Below are 24,656 nucleotides of genomic sequence, written 5' to 3' on the forward strand. Positions count from 1 at the left end.
CTCGGACGAAGCGCCGGACGTTCGACAGGGCCCGGTCCGGAGGCCGATGCCCTATGCCGCCAGCCGGCGCGCGCGCACCCGGACGCGCCGCGATCCGTCGAGCGTGATCAGCCCGAGGTCCTGCAGCTGCGTCATCGTGCGCGACACGGTTTCGATGGTCAGGCCGAGATGGTCGGCGATGTCCTGGCGCGACATCGGAAGCTCGATGACGGCGGGCTGCTGCTGGCGCTCCGACAGGGCGCGCAGGAACGCCACCACCCGTTCCAGCGCGCTCCTGCGGCCAAGCAGCGTGACCTGCGACCGCAGGCGCTCCATCGACCGGAACGTGCAGGCGAGCATGGCCCGGCACAGCTCGGGTTCCCGCGCGGCGGCCATCTCCAGGGCGGCGCGGCGCACCCGCATCACCCGGCACGGGCCGACCGCCTCCGCCGAGAAGCCGTGGCGCTCGCGCGGCTCGAAGCCGAACACGTCGCCCGGCAGCTGGAACGAGCCGATCTGCCGGTGGCCGTCCTCGAGATAGACGCACGTGCGCACCACCCCGGAAACGACCTTGTAGAGATGCGTCGCCGGCTCGCCCTGGGCGAAGATCTCGGCGTTGCGTTCGACGGCGATGAGGGATCCGAATTCCTCCAGCGCCTGGCCGAGGGCATCGTCGGGGACGGCGGGCGTTGCAGCCAGGCAGCCGGCCCGGGGCACGACGCCCTGCCGATCTGAAGCGTGCGCGTGCAGCATGACCCCACCCCCTCCTGCGTCGGACCCCTTCGATATGGGCCCGGCGGGGAACGATCGATACTTCGGCATACTTCGTAGGTGTTTGTGCGTACGTAGCGTGCCGGACCTCGAATTTTGGCCGGGCAGCCGGCATAAGACCATCGGCCCGGACCGACGGGGCCGCCGCCAGGGAGGGACCTGCCCATGCTGACTTTCCCGCCGGCACGCCCGGCCGGCCGGAGCCGGCGCCCGTGAAGCCGCCGATCGCAATCGTCGAGGACGACGCGGCGGTGCGGGAGGCGCTGCGCACCGTGCTGGAACTCGACGGCTACGCGGTCTCGGCCTTCCAGAGCGCCGAGGCGCTGTTTTCCGCGGGCGGGCTCGACGCCGCGACCTGCCTGATCCTGGACGTGAACCTGCTCGGCATGAGCGGGCTGCAGGCGCTGGACCGCCTCCGCCTTGCCGGCGGCGCGTTCGCCGCGATCGTCGTCAGCGCCCGCGCCACCGACGAGATGCGGCGCGAGGCGGCCCGCCTGAAGGCCGCCGACTTCCTGGAAAAGCCGATCGACGTGGATGCGCTGCTGGACACTCTCGGCCGGCTCGCCGGCGAACGGACTTAGAGCGTGCGGTCAGGTGAGCCCACCTGACCGACAAGGCTCTATTGCCCGAACCAGCGGCCGATGTAGACGAGGTCCGGGAAGCTCAGCAGGAGGCCCACCACGAACAGCATCATCAGCGCGAACGGCGCTGCGCCGGCGAAGATGTCGCCGAGCTTGATGCGGTCGTCGGGCAGCGATCCCTTGATGACGAAGCACGCCATGCCGAGCGGCGGCGTCAGCAGCCCGATCTCCACCGAGATGATGGTGACGATGCCGAACCAGACGATGTCGGCGCCCATGCCGTTCAGGATCGGCAGGAACAGCGGCACCATGATGAGGATGATCGAGACGGAATCGATGATCGTGCCGAGCAGCAGGATCACCGCGATGTAGATCAGCATCACCATCAGGAAGCTGTTGCCGTCGCCACTGACCAGGCCGGACAGCCAGAACGGCACGCCGGCCACCGTCAGGGCGCGGCTGTACATGGTGGCGGAGATGATCAGGAAGCACACCGAGGCGGTGATGTGGCCGGTCTCCAGGAGCACGGTCCAGAAGCTCTTCAGCGTCAGGCTGCGCCGGGCCACCGCGATGGCAAGCGCCGCCAGCGAGCCGACGGCGCCGGCCTCGGTCGGCGTGAACACGCCGCCGTAGATGCCGCCGAGCACAATGGTGATGAGGAGCAGCAGCGGCCCGGCCTTGCGGACCAGTTCGCCGGCGGACAGCCGCGGCCGCTCGGCGCCTGCGTATCTGTCGGAGAACCGGCCGTCCACGTCGTAGACGAAGCGCGGCGTCAGATAGGCCATGCCGATGATGCCGGCGCAGTAGACCGCCGACAGCAGGATGCCCGGGCCGATGCCGGCGTAGAACATCATCCCGATCGATTGCTCGGTGAGGATGGCGTAGATGATCAGCAGGATCGACGGCGGGATCAGCATGCCCAGCACCGACGAGCCGGCGACGACGCCGACCGCGAAGCGCGGATGGTAGCCCAGCCGCAGCATCTCGGGCACGGCGACCCGGGTGAACACGGCGGCGGCGGCGATCGACACGCCGGTGACGGCGGCGAAGACGGCGTTCGACGTCACCGTGGCGAGCCCCAGCCCGCCGCGGATGGAGCGCAGGAAATGGTCGGCCACGTCGTAGGCGTCGCGCCCGACGTTCGACGCGCTCATGATCAGCCCCATCAGCACGAACAGCGGGATCACCGCAAAGGTCTGGCTGGCGATGCTATCGGCGGCGGCGAGCGTCAGCAGGTGGACGGCGATGGCCGGATCGTTCCGCAGCACCGCGACCAGCACGAAGGAGACGATCGACAGGGCGACGGCGATGTAGGAGCCGGCGTAGATCAGGAGCACGATGGCGCCGATCGAGATCAGCCCGAGTTCGTGGGGAGCCAGGACCATCACGTCCGCCCCGGGGTCGCGTTCAGCGCCCGCATCAGCGCGACGTTCTGCCAGGCGAGCACCCCGAACTGGACGATGCCGAAGATCGCGCCGACCAGCAGGATCGCCTCCAGCGGCCAGGTCGGCGCCTGGAAGACGCCGGGATTGCCCTTGTAGAAGCCGTTCTCCCAGGCGCTGACGAGGCGCGGCAGCTGGCCGTAGACGATGACGGCGAGCACGAAGGCGCCCATCAGGTTGAAGACCGTCCGGAGGGTGAGGTTGAGGCGCGGCATCCGGCGCTCGGTGAGATCGAGGAGCATCTCCGACCGCGTCAGCCGGCCGACGGCGATGGCGTGGGCGAGCTGCAGATAGACGATGGCGACGATGCCCATCTCGGTGAGCTCGACGGCACCGTCGAGCGGCGAATTGAACAGCCAGCGGCCGAGGACGTCGACGTTGACGAGCAGCGCCATCAACAGGACCACCACGGCCCCGATGGCGTTCATGCCCGTGACGGCGGGCGTCAGGCCGGGCACGTAGCCGGCGTGATCCCGGGACGAGTCCTCCCCGGCAGCGTCGTGCGATGGCCCGGACATCGTTCCTCCCCGATCTGTCATCCCGGTCCGGCCCGAGCGGGCCCGGACGGAGAGAATAGCCTCGATCTCAATCGGCGAAAGCCGGTCCGGGCCACCGGATGGCCGGACCGGTCGATCCGCCTCCCCCGGAGCCGATCAGGCGGCGGCGCCCGAGCGCACGGGGCAACGGCTGTGAATGCAAGCGCTTGGAGAACCGGCGCGCTCGGACCGGCGCGATCCGAACGCGGTGCCGACCGACGACACGGCTGTGGCCGCCCGGGCCCGGGACGAACCCGGGGCCGTCTCCGATCAGGCAGCGCGCCTGATCGACGAGGCATGGCCCCGGGTTCGCCCCTCGAACCGGTCCTTTCCGGTCGGATCACGGACCTGAGCGGACAGGGCGCTAGTTCTGGTCCCACTGGCGGGCGATCGGCTGGTCGGCCGCGCGCATCGCCTCCATGTAGTCGTGCAGGATCGCCTTGCCGGGAATGCCCTTGGCTTCCAGGTTCTCGGCCCACTCCTGGGCGATGTTCGGCAGCTCGGCCGCCCAGTCGAGGCGCTCCTGCTCGTCGATGTCGACGACGGTTCCGCCGCTTTCCTTGAAGGTGGCGATGGCCTTCTCGCCGAGCTCGGCGGCGAACTCGCCGATGGCGACGCTGTAGGCTTCGGCGCCCGTCTTGAGGGCCGCCTGGACCTCTTCCGGAAGCTGCTCCCACTTCGACTTGTTGACGTTCACCGCGTAGGTGTTGGCGCCGCCGAGGTTGGCGTTGAAGTAGTACGGGCACACCTCGTAGAACTTCAGCGACACGACGGACTCGCCCCACACCAGAATCGCGTCGGTCACCCCGGTCTGGGTCATGTTGTAGAAGTTGCCGAGATTGGCGTTGACGCCGACCGCGCCGATCGGCTCCACCCAGCGCAGGTTCGGCCCGATGCCGCCGATCTTCAGGCCGTCGATGTCGTCCACCGATTCGATCGGCTTGGACGAGCAGATGATGTAGTTGTCGGCGATGCCCGACGCCGACAGCGTCACCTGGTCGAACTTGTCCCAGGTTTCCTTGAAGGCCGGATACTTCTCCACCAGCCCGTCGACGACGTTGTGGACGAGCACCATGTCGGTGGTGGTGAACGGCGTCACGTAGCCGATCAGGTAGAGCGGGATCTTGTCGGCGTGGATGGCGGTGACGATGACGCCGACATCGGCGAGGCCGGTCTGCACGGCTTCCAGCTCGCCGCCCGGGGTGGCCAGCGTGCCGGAGAACGCCTCCTGCCAGTTGATCTTGTAGTCGCCGGACTTGGCGAGCTCGGCGTCGACCGTCGGGATGAAGCTCTCCTGGAGCATCTTCACCGCGGCGACGCTGGGCGAAAATCCGGAGACCACGGTCAGGTTGATCGTCTCCTGAGCGGCCGCCGGCGCGGTCATCAGCGCCGCGAGGCCGAGGCCAAGCCCAAACTTCCTAAGGTTTCGCATGCGTTCTCCTCCCGTTTTGACGTCTTGTTTTCGTTTTTCGTGGTGACCGCTCAGCACGCCCGCGATCAGCCTGCTGCCGGTTCGCCGATGCGCCAAGGCCGAAAATGTCCGATGCGGACATCTTCGCACCGGGACCTGCGCCCGGCCGTTGCGAGGACCGTTTTCCGCGGAGCCTTCCCGGCCATCCCGGAACCGACGGTCAGCGCCCTGTTTCCTTCCCCCTCTCGCTCGCCGTGCCATTTCGGCCCGGTCAGGCGTCGGTCCAGTCTCCTTCGTTGATCCGGAGCCGGTGGGCCACGGTGTTCGACACGGCCAGGGTCTGCTCGACGAAGCAGGCGCGCTTCGACGCCTCGACCAGCCGCGCGACGTCCTCGGCCGGCGCCCCCGACGTGAGGTCGACGTCGACGCTGAAGCTGCGCGGAAAGCCCTCGTAGGGTCCGAGCTCACCCTTTTCGGCCGTCCATTCCGCCCGGCAGTGCACCTTCAGGTCCGAGACCTCGATGCGCATCTTGCGGGAGAACACCCGGATCTGGGTCATCAGGCAGCCGACGAGACCGGTGAGAAAATACTCGAGCGGCGTCGGGGCGGTGCCCTCGCCGCCCTGGAACGGCCCCTCGTCGGTGGCCAGCACGTTGACGCTCTTGAACGGCGAACTCGCCGTCAGCGTCACCTCGTTGCGCATCTTGCCGACGGCCACGCCCTCGGCATCGAAGATGACTTCGAACATCTGGCGGTTCTCCGTGGCCCCCGTCAGGCCGTTTCCATCGTGTCGAGCCCGCGCAGCATCGGCTGCAGCTCGCAGGCCTCGCCCCACGTGCGCATCTGCAGCGAACGGGCGAACTTGCCGACGCCGTCGGTTTCCGCGCAGACGAGGCCGAGCTCGACGATCTCCTCGTCGCTGAAGTGCCGCTTCAGATCCTCATAGACCGCGTCGTCGTCGATGGCGTCGTCGCCCGCCTTGAAGGCGGTGGCGAAGCGCAGCGCCGCCTTTTCGCGCGCGTCGAACAGCGGGCTCGCCTCGAAGTCCATGGTGGCCATGAGCTTCTCCTCCGTCAGGCCGGCCTCCTGGGCGATCCGCGAGCGCACCGTGGAGCAGTAGCCGCAGAAGTGCTTCATCGAGATCAGCACCCGGCACATCTCCTTCAGCGGCACCGGCAGCACGCCGCCGTTCAGCAGCTCGTTCCAGTGGCGCAGCCAGTTGCGGCCGGCCTCGGCCCGCACGTAGATGCGGGCGCAGAGCGGATCCGGAGCGCCGTTGGCTTCGGCCGTCTGGATGAGCAGGCGCTGGGTGCCGCTCGCCTCGGCGTCGCTCAGGGGTTCGATACGCGGTGCCATGACCATGTCCTTCCGTTTCCGGCCGCCCGATGGCCGGTCGTGTCGTGCTGCAATCGATTGTAGCGCCACGCTTTCATGCTAAAAACGCAAATTCAGAGATGATTATGATGCGAGGTACGCATGGATAGATCGGACGAGAGCGTCAGCGATCTCTACCGGTTCCTGGAAATCGCCGAGCAGCGGAACCTGACGGCGGCGGCCGAACGGCTCGGCGTGTCCCAGTCGGCGCTCAGCCGGTCGGTGCAGGCGCTCGAGCAGGCCTACGGCTCGCGGCTGCTCGATCGCGGCAAGCGCGGGGTGCGGCTGACGGAGTCCGGCCAGATCTTCGTGGAGCGGGCGCGCGAGATGGTGAACCTGCACGAGGCGACCGTCCGCGAGCTGAGCGACTTCGACGCCGATCCCGGCGGCCGCGTCCGGATCGGGCTGCCGATCTCCACCTCGCGGGTGTTCGCGACGCCGCTCGTCGCGCTGGTGGCCGAGCGCCATCCGCGCGTGACGCTGGCGATCACCGAGGACATTTCGGAGAACATGGAGATCGGCCTGTCGAAGGGGCACCTGGATCTCGCCATCCTGGTCAGCCCGAAGACCCGGCGCGGCAAGCTGCATACGTCGCCGATCGCCGCCGAGCAGCTGCTGGCGGTGATGCCGCCGGACCACCCGCTGGCGGCACGAGCGACGCTGGAGTGGCGCGACCTCGCCGGCCAGCCCATGGTGGCGCACCCGGAAGGCAACTTCATGCGCCACTGGCTGACAAGGATGAACGCCCGCTACGGGCTGGGCGTCCATCTGGCCGCCGAGGTGAACTCGCGCACGCTGATGGTGGAGCTGGTCAAGGCGGGGATCGGCGTGGCTCTGATGCCGGGCTGCGCCGTCGTCGAGGAGCTCACCAACGGGGCCGTCGCCGGACGGCCGATCAACGGGATGCGGATCGTCTGGAGCGTGGCGTTCGATGGGCAGCGGCAGCCATCCGGCATCGTCGAACGGGTGCAGGTGCTGATGCAGGAGCTGGCCGGCGAACTGGCCCGCCAGGGGATCTGGACCCCCGTCGCCGCGCCCCGCAGCTGACCGGCCGGCCTGCCGCCGCGCCGAGGCGGTCGCTGCCGCCGCGGCGCGAGCATTTCCCATCGATCAGGTGATTTCACCCGATCGGAAAGTCTCTAATGCGGCAGCGTGCGCGGTGCCGACGCCGGCACGCCGCGGGCGACGCCGACCGCGTCCTTGTCCGGTCCGCTCTGCGGCTGACCGGTCCAGCGGGCGAGCACGGCGCGCCGGTCGAGCACCAGCTTCGGCGGCGCGATCTCGGTGGGCGTCCCGAACAGGCCGAGCCGCGCGGCGAGCAGGCCACTGCCCCGGGTCGAGCTGCCGTAGATGATCAGCGGGGCGAGCACCATCGGGATGCCGACGGGAAGCAGCCAGGGCAGCAGGTCGGGCGTGAAGACGCCGGCGACGCTGAGCGCGAGGATGCCGGCGGCGGAAATCCACCAGCTTCCCGCCCAGGATTCGGCGAGCGAGATGCCCTCCTCGCGATCGGACACCGGCCATCCGCCGTCCGAACCCGTCACGATCTGGAACACCGAGCGGCTCTGGTAAAGGAGCATGATCGGGGCCATCACGCTGGACCAGATCACCTCCACCAGCGTCGACCAGACCACGGCGGCCGCGCCGGAGAAACCATGGTGGCGGGCCGAGCCGGAGGCGCGGACCAGAATGAGGAGACGCGGCAGGATCAGGAGCCCGAACACCGTGACCAGCAGCATCAGCGCCTTGGCGGTGTCCACATGGGGGAACCGCGGGAACAGCATGCCCTGCTCGGGGAAATAGACCGGCCCGCTCACGAAGAACGGCGCGATGAGGCTGGACACGAGGAAGGCGAGCCAGAGCGGCGAGGCCAGATAGGCCATGATCCCCTGCACCAGAAAGAAGCGGCTCCACAGCCGCAGCTTCGGCGCGAACAGCAGCCGCATGTGCTGGAGGTTGCCCTGGCACCAGCGCCGGTCGCGCTTGGCGTAGGCGATCAGGTCGTCGGGCGCCTCCTCGTAGGAGCCCTCCAGGTCGGTGTAGAGCCGCAGCTTCCAGCCGCCGCTGGAAAGCAGCGCCGCCTCGACGTAGTCGTGGGACAGGATGTCGCCGCCGAACGGCGGCTTGCCGGAGAGCTTCGGCAGCCCGCAGGTGGCGGCGAACGCCTCGGTGCGAACGATGGCGTTGTGGCCCCAGAAGGTGCCGGCGGTGCCCTGAACGGCCGCCAGCCCGCGCGAGAACGACGGCGCGAAGAACCACGACGCGAACTGCATCGAGCGGCCGAACCAGGTCTTGGCGTTGATCACCTTGGGGAGCGTCTGGATGAGGCCGACGGTGGGCTCGGCATCCATCCGCCGCGCCATCTCGACCATGATCTCGCCCTCGACGAGGCTGTCGGCATCGAGGATCAGCAGAAAATCGTAGGCGGCGCCGGAGCGGCGGACGAAATCCGCGACGTTGCCGGCCTTGCGGCCGTGGTTGACCGCCCGGCGCCGGTAGAACATCCGGCCCTCGGCGCCCGTCTCCTGGACCAGCCGCTGGAACCACGTCTCCTCTTCGGCCGCGATGGCGTCGTCGCGGGTGTCGGAGAGGATCATGAAGTGGAAGTCGTCGTGGCGGCCGGTGGCGACGAGGCTGTCGCTCATCGCGGCGACGCGCGAGAAGGTGCCGACGGGATCCTCGTTGTAGATCGGGACCAGGACGGCGGTGCGCCGCGGCCGCGACAGCGGGCCGGGCGGCGGCGCCTTCGGATCCCGCGCGAACAGGCCGGCAAACGCCAGCGTCGCGCCCCAGGCGATGCCGAAGGAGGTAATCGCCAGCAGGGCCACCCGCAGGACGTCAAGCGCATCCAGATCGTCGGACGCGACGTAGTCGAAGAACAGCGACGTCGCGACGTAGGTCAGGATCAGTGCGGCCGTGAGGGTGAGGACCCGATAATAATAGACCATCAAATCCCTTGCTGGCGGAAGGCGGGCGGAGGGGGCGAGACCGTCAGCCGGCGGCCCCGACCAGGGACGGCCGCACGACGGCCAGGCGCAGACGCGCCGACCATCCGACCTCGAGGGTCTGCAGCGGCATCGCCATCGGCGCCGACGGCGGAGCGTATGCGTCGATGAACGCCGCGCGCTCCTGCGGCTCGACCGGCAGGCCCATATCGGCGTTAGTAACGTCGTTGCTCATCACCCAGTCTCCATTGGTAAAGCCACGTCTCGGTCAGGCGGCGCCCGGCCATGTCCAGACGGACAGAAAGCTCAACCGGCCCATCCCCGGCCGGCAGAACATCGAAGGCGAACCGCCATGTCCCGTCGTGAATTCGGTGCAGCGACGAGGTCTTCACCTCGCCCCCGGCAATTGCGGTGACGGGCGAAATGCCGGCATCAGGCCCGAGGCCGCGCAGCATTCCGCCCTGGTAGTCAATGACGAACTTCCGAAGTCCGTCTTCGTTCCGTACGCCGGACGGACCACCGACTCCGGTCCGCGTTGCGATCGCCCGGGCCAGGCTGGAATCCTCGGATCCCGGGGTGCCCCAGACCAGGCGATAGCCGAGCGACAGCTCGCTCCCCGCGGTGACGGGGTCGGCCGGCGTCCAGAAAGCGACGATGTTGTCCATATGGTCGGCGTCGGCGGGGATCTCAACGAGCTGGATCTGCCCCTTGCCCCATCCCTCGCCGGTTTCCACCCGCAGCGACGGACGCTTCTCGTAGTGGGCTTCGGCGTCCTGATAGTCTTCGAAGGCACGGTGGCGCTGGTTGAGGGCGAACGAGACCGGCTGGTCCTCGCCCAGGAACGAGTTCGCCAGCACGTGCGGATTGCTCAGATGCCGCCAGAGCTCGTCGCCGTTGCGGCGCACGACCCGCAGGCCCTCGGAATCGTGGACCCGCTCGCGGTAGTCGTCGAAGACCGTCCGGTTGTTCTCGCCGAACAGGAACATCGACGTCATCGGCGCCACGCCGAGCCGCTCGACGTCGGCGCGGAAGAACAGCCGCGCCGTGACGTCGGTGACCGTATCGGTGCCCGGGGTCACCCGGAACGCGTAGGCGCCGGTGAGGCTGGGGCTCTCCAGCGTGGCGTAGATCATGATCGAGCGCGCGTCGGGCTGCGGCTTCTCGATGTAGAACTCGCTGAACCGCGGGAACTCCTCCTCGCGGCCGGTCGCCGTGTTCACCGCCAGCCCGCGGGCGCTGATGCCGTAGACGTTTCCGTAACCGACGGCGCGGAAATAGCTGGCGCCCTGGAAGGCGATCACCTCGTCGAAGACGTCCGGCCGGTTCAGCGGAAAATGCAGGCGGAACCCCGCGACCCCCGGAAACGGCAGGTTCTCGAAGTCGGCGGGATTGAGCGGCGGCCGGTATTCGAAATCGGCGCTGCCGAAGGTGAGTTCCTTCGCCTCGCCGCCTTCCACCACGAACAGCTTCACCGGCTGGTTGAACAGCCACCCGGCGTGGAAGGCCTGCAGGCGGAACGGCAGGTCGGTGTCGCCCCACAGCGCACGCTCGGGGCGGAAGGCGACCTGCTTGTAGGCCTCGTAGTCCAGATTGCGGATCGGGTCGGGGATATCGAAGGTCGGGTTCTCGTAGCTCCGCGTCGCCGCATCGCGCATCCGCGCGGTCAGCGCCTCGAAGGAAAAGCCGGCCGGGGCCTGGCCGGCCTGCTGAGCGGCGCCGGCTTCCTCGGCGCGCACGCTCCGCGCAATCGTCGCGCTCGCAAGCGCACCGGTCATCCCGCCAATGACGGATCGACGACTGAGCATTCGTCCTCCTCTGCTTCGGCCATCAGCCGGATCATGCACGATGGGATCCCCGCCCCAGGTCGACGTTGCACTGCAAACCCGCGTAGGGGCCCGAGAGTTCCGCCGTTAACGTGGTGATATAGTGGATTAATTCGTGACGTTCTTGTGGCCGTGGCGTGCGGGCGAGAGGGCGATTGCTTGCTTATTTTGCAATCGCGACCAGTTGCTTGCGCGTGCGTCCCGTCCACGCCGGTCCCCGTGGACCGGCGCCCCCTATATGGTGCGGCGCAGCACATGATGCCCAATTTCCGGGGCGGGCGACTCTTAAATTTCAGGGGGAAGACCTGCGCCGATCCGGCAACCGATCCGACCGGCCGGCGGAGGGGCATTGCCGGGGCCACCGCCGCCCGTCCCGGCCATGGCAACAGGGCCGGAATCGGCCGATTTCCGACCGTCGGACGCGTTTGTCTGCCGGGCGGCGCGCCCGGCAGACGAGGGGGTGCGGCAGGACGCCGCACCCCCTCGTCTGGGGCGCGGGGACCGGCGAGTCCGATCCCGGCCGGGCGGCGATCAGCCGGGGAAGTCGAACGGCAGGTACTGGTACATCCAGGTCTCGCTCAGCACCTCGTCGCCGAGCTTCAGGTAGCAGCGCAGGTCCACCGCGTCGGTGCCGGTCACATCGAGGTCGAAGAACGCCCGCCAGCGGTCGGTGCCGACGACCTTGACCACGTAGCGTCCGCTGACCTTGCCGCGCGAGGTGTCGACGATCGGCTCGATATCGAACCGCTGCTCCAGCGCGCCGAGCGGGCCGCCCTGGAAGTCGATGACGAACTTCTTGGTGTCGCCCCGGCGCTGCTGGCCGGGAACGCCGCCGCGGCCGATGCGGGTGCTGACGACCCGGGCGACCGACTTCGGCGGGAACGGCTCGCGCGAGACCCAGTGGAGCCGGTAGGGGAAGTGGAGCGCATCGCCGGCGCGGACCGGATAGGCCGGTTTCCAGTAGGCGGCGATGTTGTCGTAGATCTCGTCGTCGGTGGGGATCTCGACCAGCTGGACCTCGCCTTTGCCCCAGTCCGACAGCGGCTCGACCCAGATGCCCGGGCGCTTGTCGTAGAAGGCGCCGTCGTCCTGGTAGTTGGCGAAGTCGCGGTCCCGCTGCAGCAGCCCAAATCCCTTCGGCGCGCTGTCGGTGAACGTGCTGGTGCGCACCGTCTTCGGATTGTTGAGGGGCCGCCAGATGCGCTCGCCCGCGCCGGTCCACAGCGCCAGGCCGTCGCTGTCGTGCACCTCGGGACGCCAGTCGTCGCCCTGGAAGCGCTTCGCCTCGGAATACCAGAACATGCTGGTCAGCGGCGCCACCCCCAGCCGCTCGATGTCCTTGCGGATGTAGAGGTAGGCGTCGACGTCCATCAGGATGTCGCCGGGCTTGGAGATCTTGAAACGATAGGCGCCGGTGCAGCTTTCGCTTTCCAAGAGCGCGTCGACGATCATCGCGTCGGGGTCGTCGCCGGCGCCGTGCAGCCAGAAGGCGGAGAAGCGCGGAAACTCCTCCGGCCGGGCCATGCCGGTGTCGATCGCCAGGCCGCGCGCCGACAGGCCATACTGGCCCTCGGGGCCCGACGAGCGGAAGTAGCTGGAGCCCAGGAAGGCGAGCCAGTCGGTCTCGGAGCCCGCGTTCATCAGCCGGAAGCCGGCGTAGCCGAGATCGTCGGGCAGCTTCTGCTCCAGCGCCTTGTCCTTGTAGGTGAAGGCGTCGTGGTCGTAGCCGATCTCGCGCGCCTCGCCGTCCTTCACCAGGTAGAGCTGCACCGGCACCTTGAAGTAGCGGCCGAGATGGAACAGGCGGATGGGCACCGTGGTGTCCTCGCCGGGGCCGAGCGTGCGGTCCGGCCGGAAGGTGATCGACTGGTAGGCATCGAAGTCGACGGTTTCCAGGAGATCGGCGTGGGGCACCGGCGGGGCGACGTAGGGTTTGGCCGCGAGGCTGCGGGCGCGCTCCTTCAGGATCTCGAAGTCGAAGCGGGTCGGAGGATCCAGCGGCAGCTCCGTCATCGCATGGGCCAGCCGGACGAACGGCGGCGCGCCCAGCCCGGCCAGGAGCGCCGCGCTGCCGATCAGCAGGCGCCGCCTGTCAACGTCGAAATCACCGCCAAATGTCATGGTTGCCCTCCAGATCCCGCTTCGCCTGTGCCCGCCGTGCGGGCGCCGCCTCCCTCCAACAGCGCAAATGCGGTCAAAATCGGTGCGCTCCCGGGGCCGGACCGGGGAATGTATATGTCGATTTTCGCGCGCGCGCTCGCCCGCGGCGGCCGGCCACCCGGCAGGGCCCGGGTCGGGCGAGCGCAGCCGGCCGGAAACGACTGCCCGCACGGCAAGCGCTTCCGAACGGGCCGGCCCCAAGGGACGCCCGGTCTTTCGACAAGCGTCCAAATACGATAGACAGACGGACGAAGCCCCTGTAGGGAGAACCCAACCGGGAGGCAGCCGCCTCCACCCGACCGGATGGACCGACGTGGCCCGCGCCGATACGCGACAGACCATTCTCGAGGTCGCCAAGGACCTGTTCGCCGAGCGCGGCTTCGGCTCGGTGCCGCTGCGCGAGATCGCGCGCGCCGCCGGCGTCCACGTCGGCAGCGTGACCTATCACTTCGGCGACAAGCTCGGCCTGCTGGAGGCGATCTACACCGCCCACACCCAGCCGATGAACGCCCGCCGCCTGGAGCTGATCGGCGAGGCGATGCGGATTTCCGACGACGACCAGCGGCTGATGGCGGTGCTGCGCGCCTACGTGCTGCCGGCGTTCACGTCGTCCCACGCCGATTCCGGCGGCGGCGCCCGCTTCACGCGAATGCGCGCCGTCCTCTCCGCCGAGGGCAACCCGGAAGCCCGCCAGATCATCGCCAACGCCTTCGACACGACGACCCGCGCCTTCATCGACGCCATCGCGGGCTGCCTGCCGGGCGCCGACCGCAACGCGATCGTCTGGCGCAGCCAGTTCCTGCTCGGCTCGCTCTACTACACGCTGATCAATCCGGAGCGAATCACCCGCCTCTCGGACGGCAGCACCGACGGCGGCGACCACGAACGCGCCATCGACGAGCTGGTCGCAACGAGCTTCGCGAGCTTCAAGGCGCTCGCGGAACCCGGCCGCAAGAGCCGGGTGCAGACGCTACACCCCGCTTGAGTCACGTTGACCGGCAACCAACCCAGGGAGGGAATGACATGAAGCTGACCCACGCACTGACGGCACTCGCGCTCGGGGCCGCCGTCCTCGCGACGCCTGCGGCCGCGCAGGACCGCATCTCGATCGGCACCGGCGGCACCGGCGGCCTGTTCTACGTGATCGGTGCCGGCATGGCCGACGTGCTGAACAAGCACATGAAGGACACCACGGCCCGCGCCGAAGTGACCGGCGCCTCGGTGGAGAACATCCGCCGCGTCGGCGCCGACCAGATGACCTTCGGCTTCTCCTCGTCCTCGACGCTCTACGAGGCGAAGAACGGCGAAGGCGCCTTCAACGGCGACGCCCAGCCGGTCGCCGCGATGGCCTATCTCTATCCGGCCGTGCTGCAGGTCGCGACCGTCAAGGATACCGGCATCGCCTCGTTCGAAGACCTGAAGGGCAAGCGGGTGAACCTCGGACCTCCGGGCTCCAACGCCGCCGTGCTCGCCAAGCGCCTGCTCGAGGCCTACGGCGTGTTCGATGCCGGCAAGGCGCAGTTCCTGTCCTACACCGAGGGCACCAACGCGCTGATGAACGGCACCGTCGACGCCACGGTGGTGCTGGCCGGCGCGCCGACCGCCGCCCTGATCGACCTCGACGCCCAGCGCGACATGGTGCTGCTGCCGCTCGAGGAATCGAAGGTCGCCGACATGATCGAGAAGTATCCGTTCTACCAGATCTACGAAATCCCGGCCGGCACCTATCCGGACCAGACCGGTGCGGTCGCGGTGATCAACGACCCGGCGACGATCTTCACCCGGGAAGATGCCGATGCGGACATGATCTACACGATCACCAAGACCATCTTCGACAACCTCGGAGAGCTCGGCCAGATCCATCCGCAGGCGAAAGCCATCAAGCTCGACACGGCGACCAAGACGCCGATCGCGCTGCAGGCGGGTGCCCAGCGTTACTTCGACGAGAAAAAGTAAGAAGCGGACGGCGGCGACATGGCTCTCGGCCTTGAACAATTGCGTCTGAGGCCCGCCGTCGAGCGGTCGGGGCCGGAAACGGTGATCGTTTCCGGCCTCGTCGCCGCCGGCGCGGTCGCCGCCACCGCGCTGGTGATCTACGGCGCCTATTACGGCCTGATCACCGCGCTGATCCTGCGTTCGTCGTTCTTCTCGCTGATCGCCGCCTCCGGCCTGCTCTATCTGGGCCTCAAGGCCAAGTCCGGCGTGGTGCGCGTCCTGTGCTACGCGCTGGCGCTGTTCGCGCCCATCCCTGGCCTGCATCTCTGGCAGTCCTACATCGACATCGTCATGCGCGGCGCGATGGCGACGCCGCCGGACCTGTGGATCTTCGTCGGCCTGATGGCCGTCATCCTGCTGCTCGCCCGGCTGACGCTCGGCTGGACGCTGGTCATCCTCGTCGTCCTGTCGCTCGCCTACGCCTGGTTCGGCTACCTGATCCCGGGCAAGTACGGCCACGGCGGCTACGACCTGCACCGCCTCACCTCCACCCTGATGCTGTCGACCGAGGGGGTGTACGGCGTCCCCATGGGCGTGGCGGTGGAGTACATCTTCCTGTTCGCGCTGCTTGGCGGGCTGCTGATGAAGATCGGCACCGGCGAGGTGTTCGTCGATCTCGCCCGCGGCATCACCGGCCGCGTCCAGGGCGGTCCCGGCCTGTCGGCGGCGCTGTCGAGCTCGCTCCTCGGCACCATCAACGGCAGCGCCGTCGCCAACGTGGTGACCACCGGCACCTTCACCATCCCGCTGATGAAACGGGTCGGCTACAGCCCGGCGCTGGCCGGCGCCATCGAGGCCGCCGCCTCCTCGGCCGGCCAGATCCTGCCGCCGGTGATGGGGGCCGCGGCGTTCCTGATGGCCGAGATCATCGGCGTGCCCTATTCGCAGATCGCGCTTGCGGCGCTGGTGCCCGGCCTCCTCTACGTCGTCGCGCTGATGGTCGCGGTGCGGCTGGAGGCCGGCAAGCTGGACCTCGAGCGCGACACCTCGGCGGGCCTGGCGCTGCTGCGCGAGACGCTGCTCAAGCGCGGCTACCTGCTGATCCCGCTGATCGCGCTGATCGCGTTCCTCTCCAACGGCTACACGCCCACCCAGTCGGCGGTGATCTGCATCGTCTTCGGCCTGGCGATCTCGCCGTGGCGCAAGGACACCCGCGTCGGCCCGGCCGGGCTGGTGCTCGTCTGCCGCGACACGCTGATCGCCACACTGCCGATCGTCGCCGCGGTGGCGGCCGCCGGAACGGTGATCGGCGTGCTCAACCTCACCGGCCTCGGGCTGATGCTGTCGAGCCTGATCGTCGAGACCGGCGGCGACAAGGTGTGGGCGATCCTGCTGCTGACGGCGGCGGCCTCGTTCGTCCTCGGCTTGGGGCTGCCGACATCGGCCGCCTATCTGCTGCTGGCGGTGCTGGTGGCCCCCGCGCTGACCCAGCTCGGCCTGCCGATCATCGTCGCCCACATGTTCATCTTCTACTACGGCCTGGTGTCGGCGATCACGCCGCCGGTGGCGCTCGCGGCCTATGCGGCGGCGTCAATCTCCGGCGGCGACCCGAACAAGACGGCGGTCGAGGCGGTGCGGCTCGGCTTCGTCAAGCTGCTGGTGCCGTTCCTGTTCGTCACCATGCCGGGCCTGCTGATGATCGGCACCGGCACGCAGATCTTCCTGTCGATCGTGTTCGCGGGGATCGGCGTCGTCGGCATCACCGTCGGCCTCGCCGGCTGGCTGGTGCGGCCGCTGGCGTTGGCCGAACGACTGGCGATGATCGTCGCCTCGCTGCTGGTGCTGTGGCCGACCGACGTGGCCTCGACCGAACCGGTGACGCTCGCGGCCCGGCTGGTCGGTATTGTCGGCCTGGCCTTTCTCGCCTATCGGTCGACGGCGGCCGGAGAGCCGCGGCCGGCCAGCACCGGCTGACGACCCCGCACGGGCACACACGACATCGGGAGACGGACCATGGCCGACAGCGAACCCTGTTTCGACGTGGCGCATCTGGGCCACGTCGAGGTGTTCACCGACAGGCCGGAAGAGAGCCTCGACTTCTTCGTCAACGTCTACGGCCTCACCGAGAGCGGCCGCGAGGGCTCATCCGTCTACCTGCGCGCCTGGGACGACTACGAGTTCCACACCCTGAAGCTGACCGCCGCGGCGACCACCGGCATGGGCCACGTCGCCTACCGCACCACCTCCGAGGCGGCGCTCGCCCGCCGGGTCAAGGCGATCGAGGCGATGGGCTGCGGCATCGGCTGGACCGACGGCGACCTCGGCCACGGCCGCGCCTACCGCTTCCACAGCCCGGACGGTCACGTCTTCGAGCTCTATTACGACACCAACCGCTACGTGGCGCCCGAGGCCGAGCGCCCGGCGCTGAAGAACATCGCCCAGCGCTACCACGGGCGCGGCGTGGCGGTGCGCCGGCTCGACCACCTGAACCTCCTCGCCCAGGACGTCTCGAAGATCCGCGATTTCATGGTGGCGGCGCTCGGCAGCCGCGTCACCGAGCAGATCCAGCTCGACAACGGCCGGCTCGGTGGCTGCTGGTTCACGGTCAACAACAAGAGCTACGACGTCGCCTTCACCGAGGACCATTCCGGCGCGTCCGGCCGCTTCCACCACATCACCTACGCCGTGGACCAGCGCGAGGACGTGCTGCGCGCGGCCGACATCTTCCTGGAGAACGGCGTGTTCATCGAGACCGGGCCGCACAAGCACGCGATCCAGGGCACGTTCTTCCTCTACGTCTACGAGCCCGCCGGAAACCGGGTCGAGGTGGCCAACGCCGGGGCGCGGCTGATCCTGGCGCCGGACTGGCAGACGGTCACCTGGACGGAGGCGGAGCGCCGCAAGGGGCAGGCCTGGGGGCTGAAGACCATCGAGAGCTTCCACACCCACGGCACCCCGCCGGTGGGCGAGACGATCATCGAGTAGCGCACCGGATCGCCGGCGCCGCACGCAACGGATCTCCCATCATGAAGATCGCCTTCATCGGCTTCGGCGAAGCGGCCCGGGCCTTCCGCGACAGCCTGGCGGCGACGGACCCGGCGCTCGGCTTTTCCGCCTACGACATCCTGTTCGACAGCGAGGGCATGGAGGGCCCGACGGCCGAGGCGGCACGCACGGCCGGGGTCGCGGCGTTCGGCAGCCCGGCCGAGGCCATCGCCCACGCCGACTGGATCGTCTCCGCCGTCACCGCCAGCTCCAGCCTGGCGGCTGGACGGTCGGTGGGTCCGGCAATCCGGCCCGGCCAGGTGTTCATCGACATCAATTCGGTGTCGCCGGGCCGCAAGCAGGAGACCGCCGCGCCGATGACGGCGAAGGGCGCGGCCTACGTCGACATGGCGGTGATGGCGCCGGTGCATCCGCGCGGCCACCGCACCCCGGTGCTGGTGGCGGGCGCGCTGCCGGACGGCTTCCGGGAGAGGCTGGCGGCACTCGCCTTCGACCTGGAGGTGGTCGGTGAGACGGTCGGCGCCGCCACGGCGATCAAGATGGTGCGCAGCCAGTTCGTGAAGGGGCTGGAGGCGATCACCGTGGAGACGCTGCTCGCCGCATCGGCCTCGGGCTGCCTCGAGTACACGATGAAGTCGCTTTCGGCGTCGTATCCGGGCCTCGATCTGCCGACGCTCGCGCCCTACCAGTTCGAGCGCACGCTGAAGCACGGGATCCGGCGGTCGGAGGAGATGCGCGAGAGCGCCGCCACCGTGGCCGAGCTGGGCCTGCACGGCGCGCTCGGCGACGCCATCGCCGACGTGCAGCACAAGATGGGGAGCCTGCCGGCCGACCGGCTGCCCGGCGACGATCTCGCCGAGGCGCTCAAGCGGCTGGTGGAACTCCGCCGGGGCGCGTGATCGGACCGGAGGGGACGGCGTTTCCCGCAGCCGTTACGGATCGAAGATCAGCACCATGTAGGCGACGAACACCACCAGGTGCGCCATGCCCTGAAGCATGGTGGTGCGCGACGCGCCGAAGGTGACGATGCTCATCAGGAGCGTCAGCACCAGCATCACCGTTTCGGTGGAGTCCAGGCCGAGCACCACCGGGTCGCCGGTGACGAGCCCGATGACGACGACGGCCGGGACGGTGAGGCTGATGGTGGCGAGCGCCGAGCCCAGGCAGATGTTGACGGACCGCTGCAGGTGGTTGTTGCCGGCCGCTTCCAGCGCCGCGAGGCCTTCCGGCGCCAGCACCAGAATGGCGACCAGCACGCCGCCGAGGGCCGCCGGCGCCCCGAGCTGCCCGGTGCCGTAGTCGACCAGGACGGCGAGCTTCTTCGACAGCAGCACGATCGGCACGAGGGTGAGAACCAGCATCACCGCGTGGAAGGGGACGTTGACCGGGTTGTGGTGGCCGTGGCTGCCCGGCTCGTCATCCTGGTCAGGCGCGGCACCCGCCGCCGTGATCGTTTTCGGCTGCACGAAGAAGCTCTGGTGCCGCATCGTCTGGATGGCGATGAAGGTGCCGTAGAGGACCACCGTGAGGCCGCCGAAGAAGATCGCCTGGAAGGTGGTGAGCGTCGGCGTGTCGGTCGAATGGGTGAAGTTCGGCAGGATCAGCGAGAGGGTGGCGAGCGGCAGCAGGACGCCGATGTAGGCGCGGGCGCCCTGGAAGTTGAACTCCTGCTCGCGGTGGCGCAGGCCGCCGATGAGGAGCGCCAGGCCGATCATCAGGTTGAGCACGATCATGATGACGGCGAGCATGGTGTCGCGGGCGAGCTCCGGCGTCTCGCTGCCGGTCAGCATGATCGCCGAGATGAGCGCCACCTCGATGGTGATGACCGCGACGGTCAGGATCAGCGTGCCGTAGGGCTCGCCCAGCAGCTCGGCGAGGCAGTCGGCGTGGCGGACGACGCCGAAGGCCGCCCACAGCATCGCGGCGAACAGCCAGATGAAGAGCCCCGCGGTGATGACCGGGTTGGAGAGATCGGCCAGCCAGGCCTTGCCGTAGAGGGTGAAGATGACCGTCGTCAGAAGCCCGGCGAAGAAGGGACCTTCCTTCCGCGCCAGGCCGAGCACTCCCGTTTGTCCACCAGCCATTCCGCCGCTCATTCCTTTTCCCCGCACCGATCCGGATGCCGCACCGCACACCGAGCGGCGTGCCCGATCTGCCCGGCAATTTCAAGGTGCACGCAGCGCGCTGGGGCGCCGGCGGTTCGGACGCGGCGGCGCGGAGCGCCGCTCAGAAGCCGAACAGGCGGGGCAGGTAGAGCGCGATCGCCGGGAACGCGATCAGGATCGCGACGCGGACGATGTCGGCGGTGATGAACGGCAGGATGCCGCGGATGACGGTGCCGATGGAGAGGTTCGGCGTCACCGCCTGAATGACGAACAGGTTCATGCCGATCGGCGGGGTGATCAGCCCGATCTCGGCCACGGTGACGACCAGGATGCCGAACCAGATGCCGTCGAAGCCGATGCCGGTGGCGAGCTGGTAGAGCGGCACCACCGTGAGCAGCACCATCGACAGGCTGTCCATGAAGCAGCCGAGCACCAGGTAGAAGACGATGATCAGCAGCAGGATGCCGAGCGGCGGCAGGCCGGAGGCCTGGATCGCATCGGTGAGCACCGAGGTCAGGTGGCTGAGCTCGATGAAGTAGTTGAACAGCGACGCGCCGACCAGGATGAGGAAGATCATGCCGGTCATGCCGGCGGTCTCGGCGAGCCCTTTCACCAGGATGCCGGCGGTGAGCTTGCCGCGCAGGATGGTGATCAGCAGCGCCCCGCCGGCGCCGACCGCGGCGGCCTCGGTGGGCGAGAAGATCCGCCCGTAGATGCCGCCGATGACCAGCACGATCAGCAGCGCCGCGTCCCAGATCCGTCCCATCGCCGCGAGCTTCTGGCGGAACGTGAAGCGCGGTCCGGCCGGTCCGAGCTCCGGCTTGCGCAGCACCTGGACGAGCACGGCGGCCATGTAGAGGGCGGTGGCGAGGAGACCCGGCAGCAGGGCGGCGGCGAACAGCGCGCCGATCGATTCACCGGTCAGGATGGCGTAGAGGATCAGGATGATCGACGGCGGGATCAGCACGCCCAGCGTGCCGCCGGCGGCGACCGAGGCGGAGGCGAGGCTGTCGGAATAGTTGCGGGCGCGCATCTCCGGCATGGCCACCCGGCCGATCGTCGCGGCGGTGGCCAGCGACGAGCCGCAGATGGCGCCGAAGCCGGCCGAGGCGCCGATGGTCGCCATGGCGATGCCGCCGCGCCAGTGGCCGATGAGCGCCTGCACGCCGGAATAGAGGTTCGCCGACAGCCCCGAATAGGTGGCGAACACGCCCATGAAGATGAACAGCGGGACGACTTCCATGCCGTCGTTGGAGATCGCCTCGAACGGCAGGTTCGACAGCACGTAGGTGGCGCTCGACCAGCCGCCGATCCAGATCGAGCCGACGGTGCCGACCAGCGCCATGGCGAGCGCGATGGGCACGCGCAGCGCGATCAGCGCGACGACGATCCCGAAGCCGATCGGGCCGGCGAGTTCCGGGCTCAAAGGGGCTTCTCCATCGGACCGTAGACGATCGTCTCGGCGGCGCGGGCGAGGGCGGCGAGCGCCCCGAGCGCCAGGCCGAGAAGGAAGATGCCCCAATAGTAGATGAGGGGGATCTGCAGGTTGGGGGTGGTGTCGCCGTAGGCGTAACGGAGCATCGCCCCCTGCCAGGTCAACCAGACGAGGAAGGCGAGGAGCGCCGCGGAGACGATCGAGACGGTCACGTCCAGAACGATCCGCGCGCGCCGCGGAAACCGGTCGGCCAGGAGGTCGACCGTGATGTGCGAGCCAAGGGTGAAGCCGTAGGGGATCGACAGCGAGGCGGCCGCCACCAGGCACAGCTTGTTGATGTCGGCGGTGTCCGTGAACGCGCCGCCGACGAGCTGACGCCAGACGATGTCGGCACAGGTCAGCAGGATCGCCACGAGCAGCGTGGAGATCCCGGCGAGGGCGAGCCAGAACGTCAGCCGGCCGAGCGCACGGGCGGGCGCGAACCGCAGCCCGCCTGTCTCGCGCATCCGCGACTCGATCTCTCCGAGATCACTCACGCCGTGCTGCCGCCGGTCAGGAGTTGGAGTATTTCTGCACGAGCGCGAGCGCCTGCTCGTAGAGCTCGTGCGGGTTCTCCACGCCTTCCTTCTTCAGGCCGTCGAGATAGGAATCGATCATCGGCTTCAGCTGGTCGCGCCACTGGTCGCGGGTCGCGTCGTCGATGACGATGATCTCCTGGCCGCGGTCGACGGCGTCCTTCTTGCCGGCCGCGTCCCACTTGTCCCACCACGGGCCCATCTGCGACTGCCAGGCTTCGCCGGTGGTCTCGTCGATGATCTTGCGGGCGTTCTCCGGAAGCGCCTCGTAGGATTTCGGGTTCATCACGATGTAGAACGCAGCCGCGTAGACGCGCGCGTCGGTGTGGTACTTGAGCACCTCGTTGAGCTTGATCGCCCCCACCAGATCCCAGGTCGTCGCCACGCCGTCGAGCGCGCCCTTCTGCAGCGCCTCGTAGATCTGCGCCGGCGGCATGCCGATGGCGCTCGCGCCCTCGAACTCCAGCATGGCGTTGACGGCCGGTCCCGGCGAGCGGATGCGCAGGCCCTTCAGGTCGGACAGCTGCTTGATCGGCCGGTCGACCGTGTGGAACAGCGCGCCGTGATGGGTCATCAGGCCCAGCACCTTGAAGCCGTCATACTCGCCGCCGAGCTGGCCGGTCTCGTAGAGTTCCCACAGCGCCCGGCTGCCGGCACCCGCCTTCTCCACCACGAACGGCAGTTCGATCACCGAGGTGTGCGGGAAGCGCCCGCGCGGAATGCCCGCGAGGCCGAACGCGATGTCGGTGACGCCGGCGCGCACCTGGTCGGCCTGGCGGTCGGCGCGGCCGAGCGCGCTGGAGACGTTGTGGATCTCGAAATCCACCTGGCCGTCGGTCTTCTCGCGCAGCTGCTCCGCCCACGGGCGCAGCATGTCCACCTCGATCCCGTGGGTCGGCGGCAGGTAATGGGTGATGTCGAGCTTGATGGTCTCGGCGCGCAGGATCGCCGGCATCGCCAGCGTGCCGACGGCGGCGACCGATCCGGCCAGAAACGTTCTGCGATTGGCCCTGAAAGTCATGAGGCTGTTCCTCCCGAACTTGGTTTTCACGATGGCCGCCCCGGGGGGGCCGACGCGTGCGTTCACGGTCTTCTTGGCAGTCACCGGGCCGGACCCGAGCCGGCCCGCCCCACCACGTCATTTCATGCGCCGGATCTCTTGCGGTCCGGCGAGCGCAAGCGACGCTTGCCCAGTGGCACCGATTTGGCAAGCCCCGAAACGGTCGGCGGGGGCGTCGCCATCGCCGCACCGCCGGGGCCGGTTCGCACCGGCCGGCGTGCCGCATCGTTGCGCGAAGGGAATTTACTTAGTATACCTAATCAAATCAAGCTCGGCACCGCGGCGCGACCATACGCGCCGGAAATGGATGCGAGACGAGTTCGGGGACGACGACGGGTCCGCCGGCTGGCGGCCCAATCTGGAGGAAACGCGATGACCGAGACCATCGACGACGCAACCCGCGCCAAGCGCCAGGAATTCTACGACCGGCTGGCCCCCAACAACCTGGCCCCCTTGTGGGAAGTGCTGAAGGGCCTGATGCCGCCGGAGCCGACCTCCAAGGCGGTGCCGCACCAGTGGCGTTACGAAGAGGTGCGGCCGCTGCTGATGGAATCCGGCGGCCTGCTGACGGCGGAAGAGGCCGAGCGCCGGGTGCTGGTGCTGGAGAACCCGGCGTTTGCCGGCGAGAGCCGCGCCACCGCCACCATCTATGCCGGCCTGCAGCTGATCATGCCGGGCGAGACCGCGCCGGCCCATCGCCACACCCCGTCGGCGCTGCGCTTCATGCTGGAGGGCGAAGGCGCCTTCACCGCCGTCGGCGGCGAGCGGACCACCATGCGCGCCGGCGACTTCGTCATCACGCCGAGCTGGGCCTACCACGACCACGGCAACGAGGGCTCCGGCCCGTGCGCCTGGCTCGACGGCCTCGACATCCCGATGGTGCGCTTCTTCGAGACGGTGTTCTCGGAAGGCTACAACGACAAGAGCCAGAGCCTGACCCGGCCCGAGGGCGACGCGCTCGCCCGCTTCGGCAGCCGCATGCTGCCGCTCGACGACTCCGGTCGCCGCTACGGCCAGACCACGCCGATCTTCAACTACCCCTACGAGCGCACCCGCGAAGCCCTCGTCACCGCCGCAAAGGGCGAGGACCTGGATCCGCACCTGGCGACGACGCTGCGTTACGCCAATCCGGTCGACGGCGGCTGGACGATGCCGACCATGTCGGCGTGGATGACCCACGTGCCGAAGGGCTTCGAGACCAAGCGCATGCGCTCCACCGACGGCATCGTCATGTGCGTGGCCGAAGGCCGCGGCCAGGTGACGACCGGCGACAAGACGTTCAGCTACGCCCCGCGCGACGTCGTCGTGCTGCCGGCCTGGGCGTGGCGGTCGTTCAAGGCGGAAGAGGATTCCTTCCTGTTCTGCCTGTCCGACCGGGTCGCCCAGGAAAAGCTCGGCCTGTTCCGCGAACAGCGCGGCTGACACGGCGGCCAGACGGACAGCAGCGCCCGGCCCGTCGCCAGACGGCCGGGCGCGCCACCCCGTCCGACCGAGCCACACAACAATCCAGGGAGACAC

The 24,656-nt window shown here is 68.8% G+C and carries 22 protein-coding genes; 8 read left to right on the forward strand and 14 right to left on the reverse strand.

Features of this window, described 5'->3' with window-relative positions:
- Positions 1-51 precede the first annotated feature (51 nt).
- A complete protein-coding gene (locus tag ACSSVZ_RS05470) occupies positions 52-732 on the reverse strand; it encodes a helix-turn-helix domain-containing protein (protein ID WP_453968779.1) in 681 nt (226 codons plus the stop codon).
- A 230-nt stretch (positions 733-962) separates the two neighbouring features.
- On the opposite strand from ACSSVZ_RS05470, the gene ACSSVZ_RS05475 reads away from it, so the two are divergent.
- Complete coding sequence (locus ACSSVZ_RS05475) at positions 963-1,331, forward strand: response regulator transcription factor (protein WP_453968780.1); 369 nt, start codon at positions 963-965, stop codon at positions 1,329-1,331.
- 38 nt (positions 1,332-1,369) lie between these two features.
- On the opposite strand, the gene ACSSVZ_RS05480 is transcribed toward ACSSVZ_RS05475, so the two are convergent.
- The 5 genes from ACSSVZ_RS05480 to ACSSVZ_RS05500 all read right to left on the reverse strand — a co-directional run bounded on the left by ACSSVZ_RS05480 (position 1,370) and on the right by ACSSVZ_RS05500 (position 6,076).
- Positions 1,370-2,716: a TRAP transporter large permease gene (locus tag ACSSVZ_RS05480; RefSeq protein WP_453968781.1), complete on the reverse strand. Its 1,347-nt coding sequence runs from the start codon at positions 2,714-2,716 to the stop codon at positions 1,370-1,372.
- Positions 2,716-3,291 (reverse strand): TRAP transporter small permease subunit, encoded by a 576-nt coding sequence (locus ACSSVZ_RS05485; protein ID WP_453968782.1) that lies wholly within the window; start codon positions 3,289-3,291, stop codon positions 2,716-2,718. The genes ACSSVZ_RS05480 and ACSSVZ_RS05485 overlap by 1 nt, the downstream gene beginning before the upstream one ends.
- A 382-nt stretch (positions 3,292-3,673) precedes the next feature.
- Positions 3,674-4,741, reverse strand: a complete 1,068-nt coding sequence (locus tag ACSSVZ_RS05490; RefSeq protein ID WP_453968783.1) for a C4-dicarboxylate TRAP transporter substrate-binding protein — start codon at positions 4,739-4,741, stop codon at positions 3,674-3,676.
- A 250-nt stretch (positions 4,742-4,991) separates the two neighbouring features.
- Positions 4,992-5,468: an OsmC-related (seleno)protein gene (locus ACSSVZ_RS05495; protein WP_453968784.1), complete on the reverse strand. Its 477-nt coding sequence runs from the start codon at positions 5,466-5,468 to the stop codon at positions 4,992-4,994.
- Between the two features lie 23 nt (positions 5,469-5,491).
- A complete protein-coding gene (locus tag ACSSVZ_RS05500; protein WP_453968785.1) occupies positions 5,492-6,076 on the reverse strand; it encodes a carboxymuconolactone decarboxylase family protein in 585 nt (194 codons plus the stop codon).
- Between the two features lie 120 nt (positions 6,077-6,196).
- Between ACSSVZ_RS05500 and ACSSVZ_RS05505 the strand changes: the two genes are divergently transcribed.
- Positions 6,197-7,141, forward strand: a complete 945-nt coding sequence (locus ACSSVZ_RS05505; protein WP_453968786.1) for a LysR family transcriptional regulator — start codon at positions 6,197-6,199, stop codon at positions 7,139-7,141.
- A gap of 92 nt (positions 7,142-7,233) precedes the next feature.
- On the opposite strand, the gene mdoH is transcribed toward ACSSVZ_RS05505, so the two are convergent.
- The 4 genes from mdoH to ACSSVZ_RS05525 form a co-directional block, all read right to left on the reverse strand.
- Positions 7,234-9,042, reverse strand: a complete 1,809-nt coding sequence (gene mdoH / locus ACSSVZ_RS05510; RefSeq protein ID WP_453968787.1) for a glucans biosynthesis glucosyltransferase MdoH — start codon at positions 9,040-9,042, stop codon at positions 7,234-7,236.
- Positions 9,043-9,085: 43 nt separating this feature from the next.
- On the reverse strand, positions 9,086-9,274 hold the full coding sequence (locus ACSSVZ_RS05515; protein WP_453968788.1) for a hypothetical protein: 189 nt from the start codon (positions 9,272-9,274) through the stop codon (positions 9,086-9,088).
- Positions 9,255-10,844 carry a glucan biosynthesis protein gene (locus ACSSVZ_RS05520; RefSeq protein WP_453968789.1) on the reverse strand — a complete coding sequence of 530 codons (1,590 nt, stop codon included), beginning with the start codon at positions 10,842-10,844 and terminating at the stop codon, positions 9,255-9,257. Before ACSSVZ_RS05520 ends, ACSSVZ_RS05515 begins: the two co-directional genes overlap by 20 nt.
- Before the next feature lie 549 nt (positions 10,845-11,393).
- On the reverse strand, positions 11,394-12,983 hold the full coding sequence (locus ACSSVZ_RS05525; protein ID WP_453968790.1) for a glucan biosynthesis protein: 1,590 nt from the start codon (positions 12,981-12,983) through the stop codon (positions 11,394-11,396).
- Between the two features lie 352 nt (positions 12,984-13,335).
- Here ACSSVZ_RS05525 and ACSSVZ_RS05530 point away from each other — a divergent pair, with 352 nt between their 5' ends.
- From ACSSVZ_RS05530 to ACSSVZ_RS05550, 5 genes are read left to right on the forward strand one after another with little or no spacing between them, the layout of a single operon-like run.
- A complete protein-coding gene (locus tag ACSSVZ_RS05530) occupies positions 13,336-14,007 on the forward strand; it encodes a TetR/AcrR family transcriptional regulator (RefSeq protein WP_453968791.1) in 672 nt (223 codons plus the stop codon).
- Positions 14,008-14,045: 38 nt separating this feature from the next.
- Positions 14,046-14,978 carry a TAXI family TRAP transporter solute-binding subunit gene (locus tag ACSSVZ_RS05535; RefSeq protein ID WP_453968792.1) on the forward strand — a complete coding sequence of 311 codons (933 nt, stop codon included), beginning with the start codon at positions 14,046-14,048 and terminating at the stop codon, positions 14,976-14,978.
- A gap of 18 nt (positions 14,979-14,996) precedes the next feature.
- Complete coding sequence (locus ACSSVZ_RS05540) at positions 14,997-16,931, forward strand: TRAP transporter permease (protein WP_453968793.1); 1,935 nt, start codon at positions 14,997-14,999, stop codon at positions 16,929-16,931.
- Between the two features lie 39 nt (positions 16,932-16,970).
- On the forward strand, positions 16,971-17,942 hold the full coding sequence (locus ACSSVZ_RS05545; protein WP_453968794.1) for a catechol 2,3-dioxygenase: 972 nt from the start codon (positions 16,971-16,973) through the stop codon (positions 17,940-17,942).
- A gap of 41 nt (positions 17,943-17,983) precedes the next feature.
- A complete protein-coding gene (locus tag ACSSVZ_RS05550; protein ID WP_453968795.1) occupies positions 17,984-18,862 on the forward strand; it encodes a DUF1932 domain-containing protein in 879 nt (292 codons plus the stop codon).
- Between the two features lie 33 nt (positions 18,863-18,895).
- On the opposite strand, the gene ACSSVZ_RS05555 is transcribed toward ACSSVZ_RS05550, so the two are convergent.
- From ACSSVZ_RS05555 to ACSSVZ_RS05570, 4 genes are all read right to left on the reverse strand, one after another.
- Complete coding sequence (locus ACSSVZ_RS05555; RefSeq protein ID WP_453968796.1) at positions 18,896-20,047, reverse strand: calcium:proton antiporter; 1,152 nt, start codon at positions 20,045-20,047, stop codon at positions 18,896-18,898.
- A gap of 142 nt (positions 20,048-20,189) precedes the next feature.
- Positions 20,190-21,494 carry a TRAP transporter large permease gene (locus ACSSVZ_RS05560; RefSeq protein WP_453968797.1) on the reverse strand — a complete coding sequence of 435 codons (1,305 nt, stop codon included), beginning with the start codon at positions 21,492-21,494 and terminating at the stop codon, positions 20,190-20,192.
- Positions 21,491-22,039 (reverse strand): TRAP transporter small permease, encoded by a 549-nt coding sequence (locus ACSSVZ_RS05565; RefSeq protein WP_453968798.1) that lies wholly within the window; start codon positions 22,037-22,039, stop codon positions 21,491-21,493. Before ACSSVZ_RS05565 ends, ACSSVZ_RS05560 begins: the two co-directional genes overlap by 4 nt.
- A 16-nt stretch (positions 22,040-22,055) precedes the next feature.
- Positions 22,056-23,099, reverse strand: a complete 1,044-nt coding sequence (locus ACSSVZ_RS05570; RefSeq protein WP_453968799.1) for a TRAP transporter substrate-binding protein — start codon at positions 23,097-23,099, stop codon at positions 22,056-22,058.
- Positions 23,100-23,510: 411 nt separating this feature from the next.
- Between ACSSVZ_RS05570 and gtdA the strand changes: the two genes are divergently transcribed.
- Complete coding sequence (gene gtdA, locus ACSSVZ_RS05575; RefSeq protein ID WP_453968800.1) at positions 23,511-24,560, forward strand: gentisate 1,2-dioxygenase; 1,050 nt, start codon at positions 23,511-23,513, stop codon at positions 24,558-24,560.
- The last annotated feature ends 96 nt before the right edge of the window (positions 24,561-24,656 follow it).

It is taken from the genome of Amorphus sp. MBR-141 (assembly GCF_053628695.1).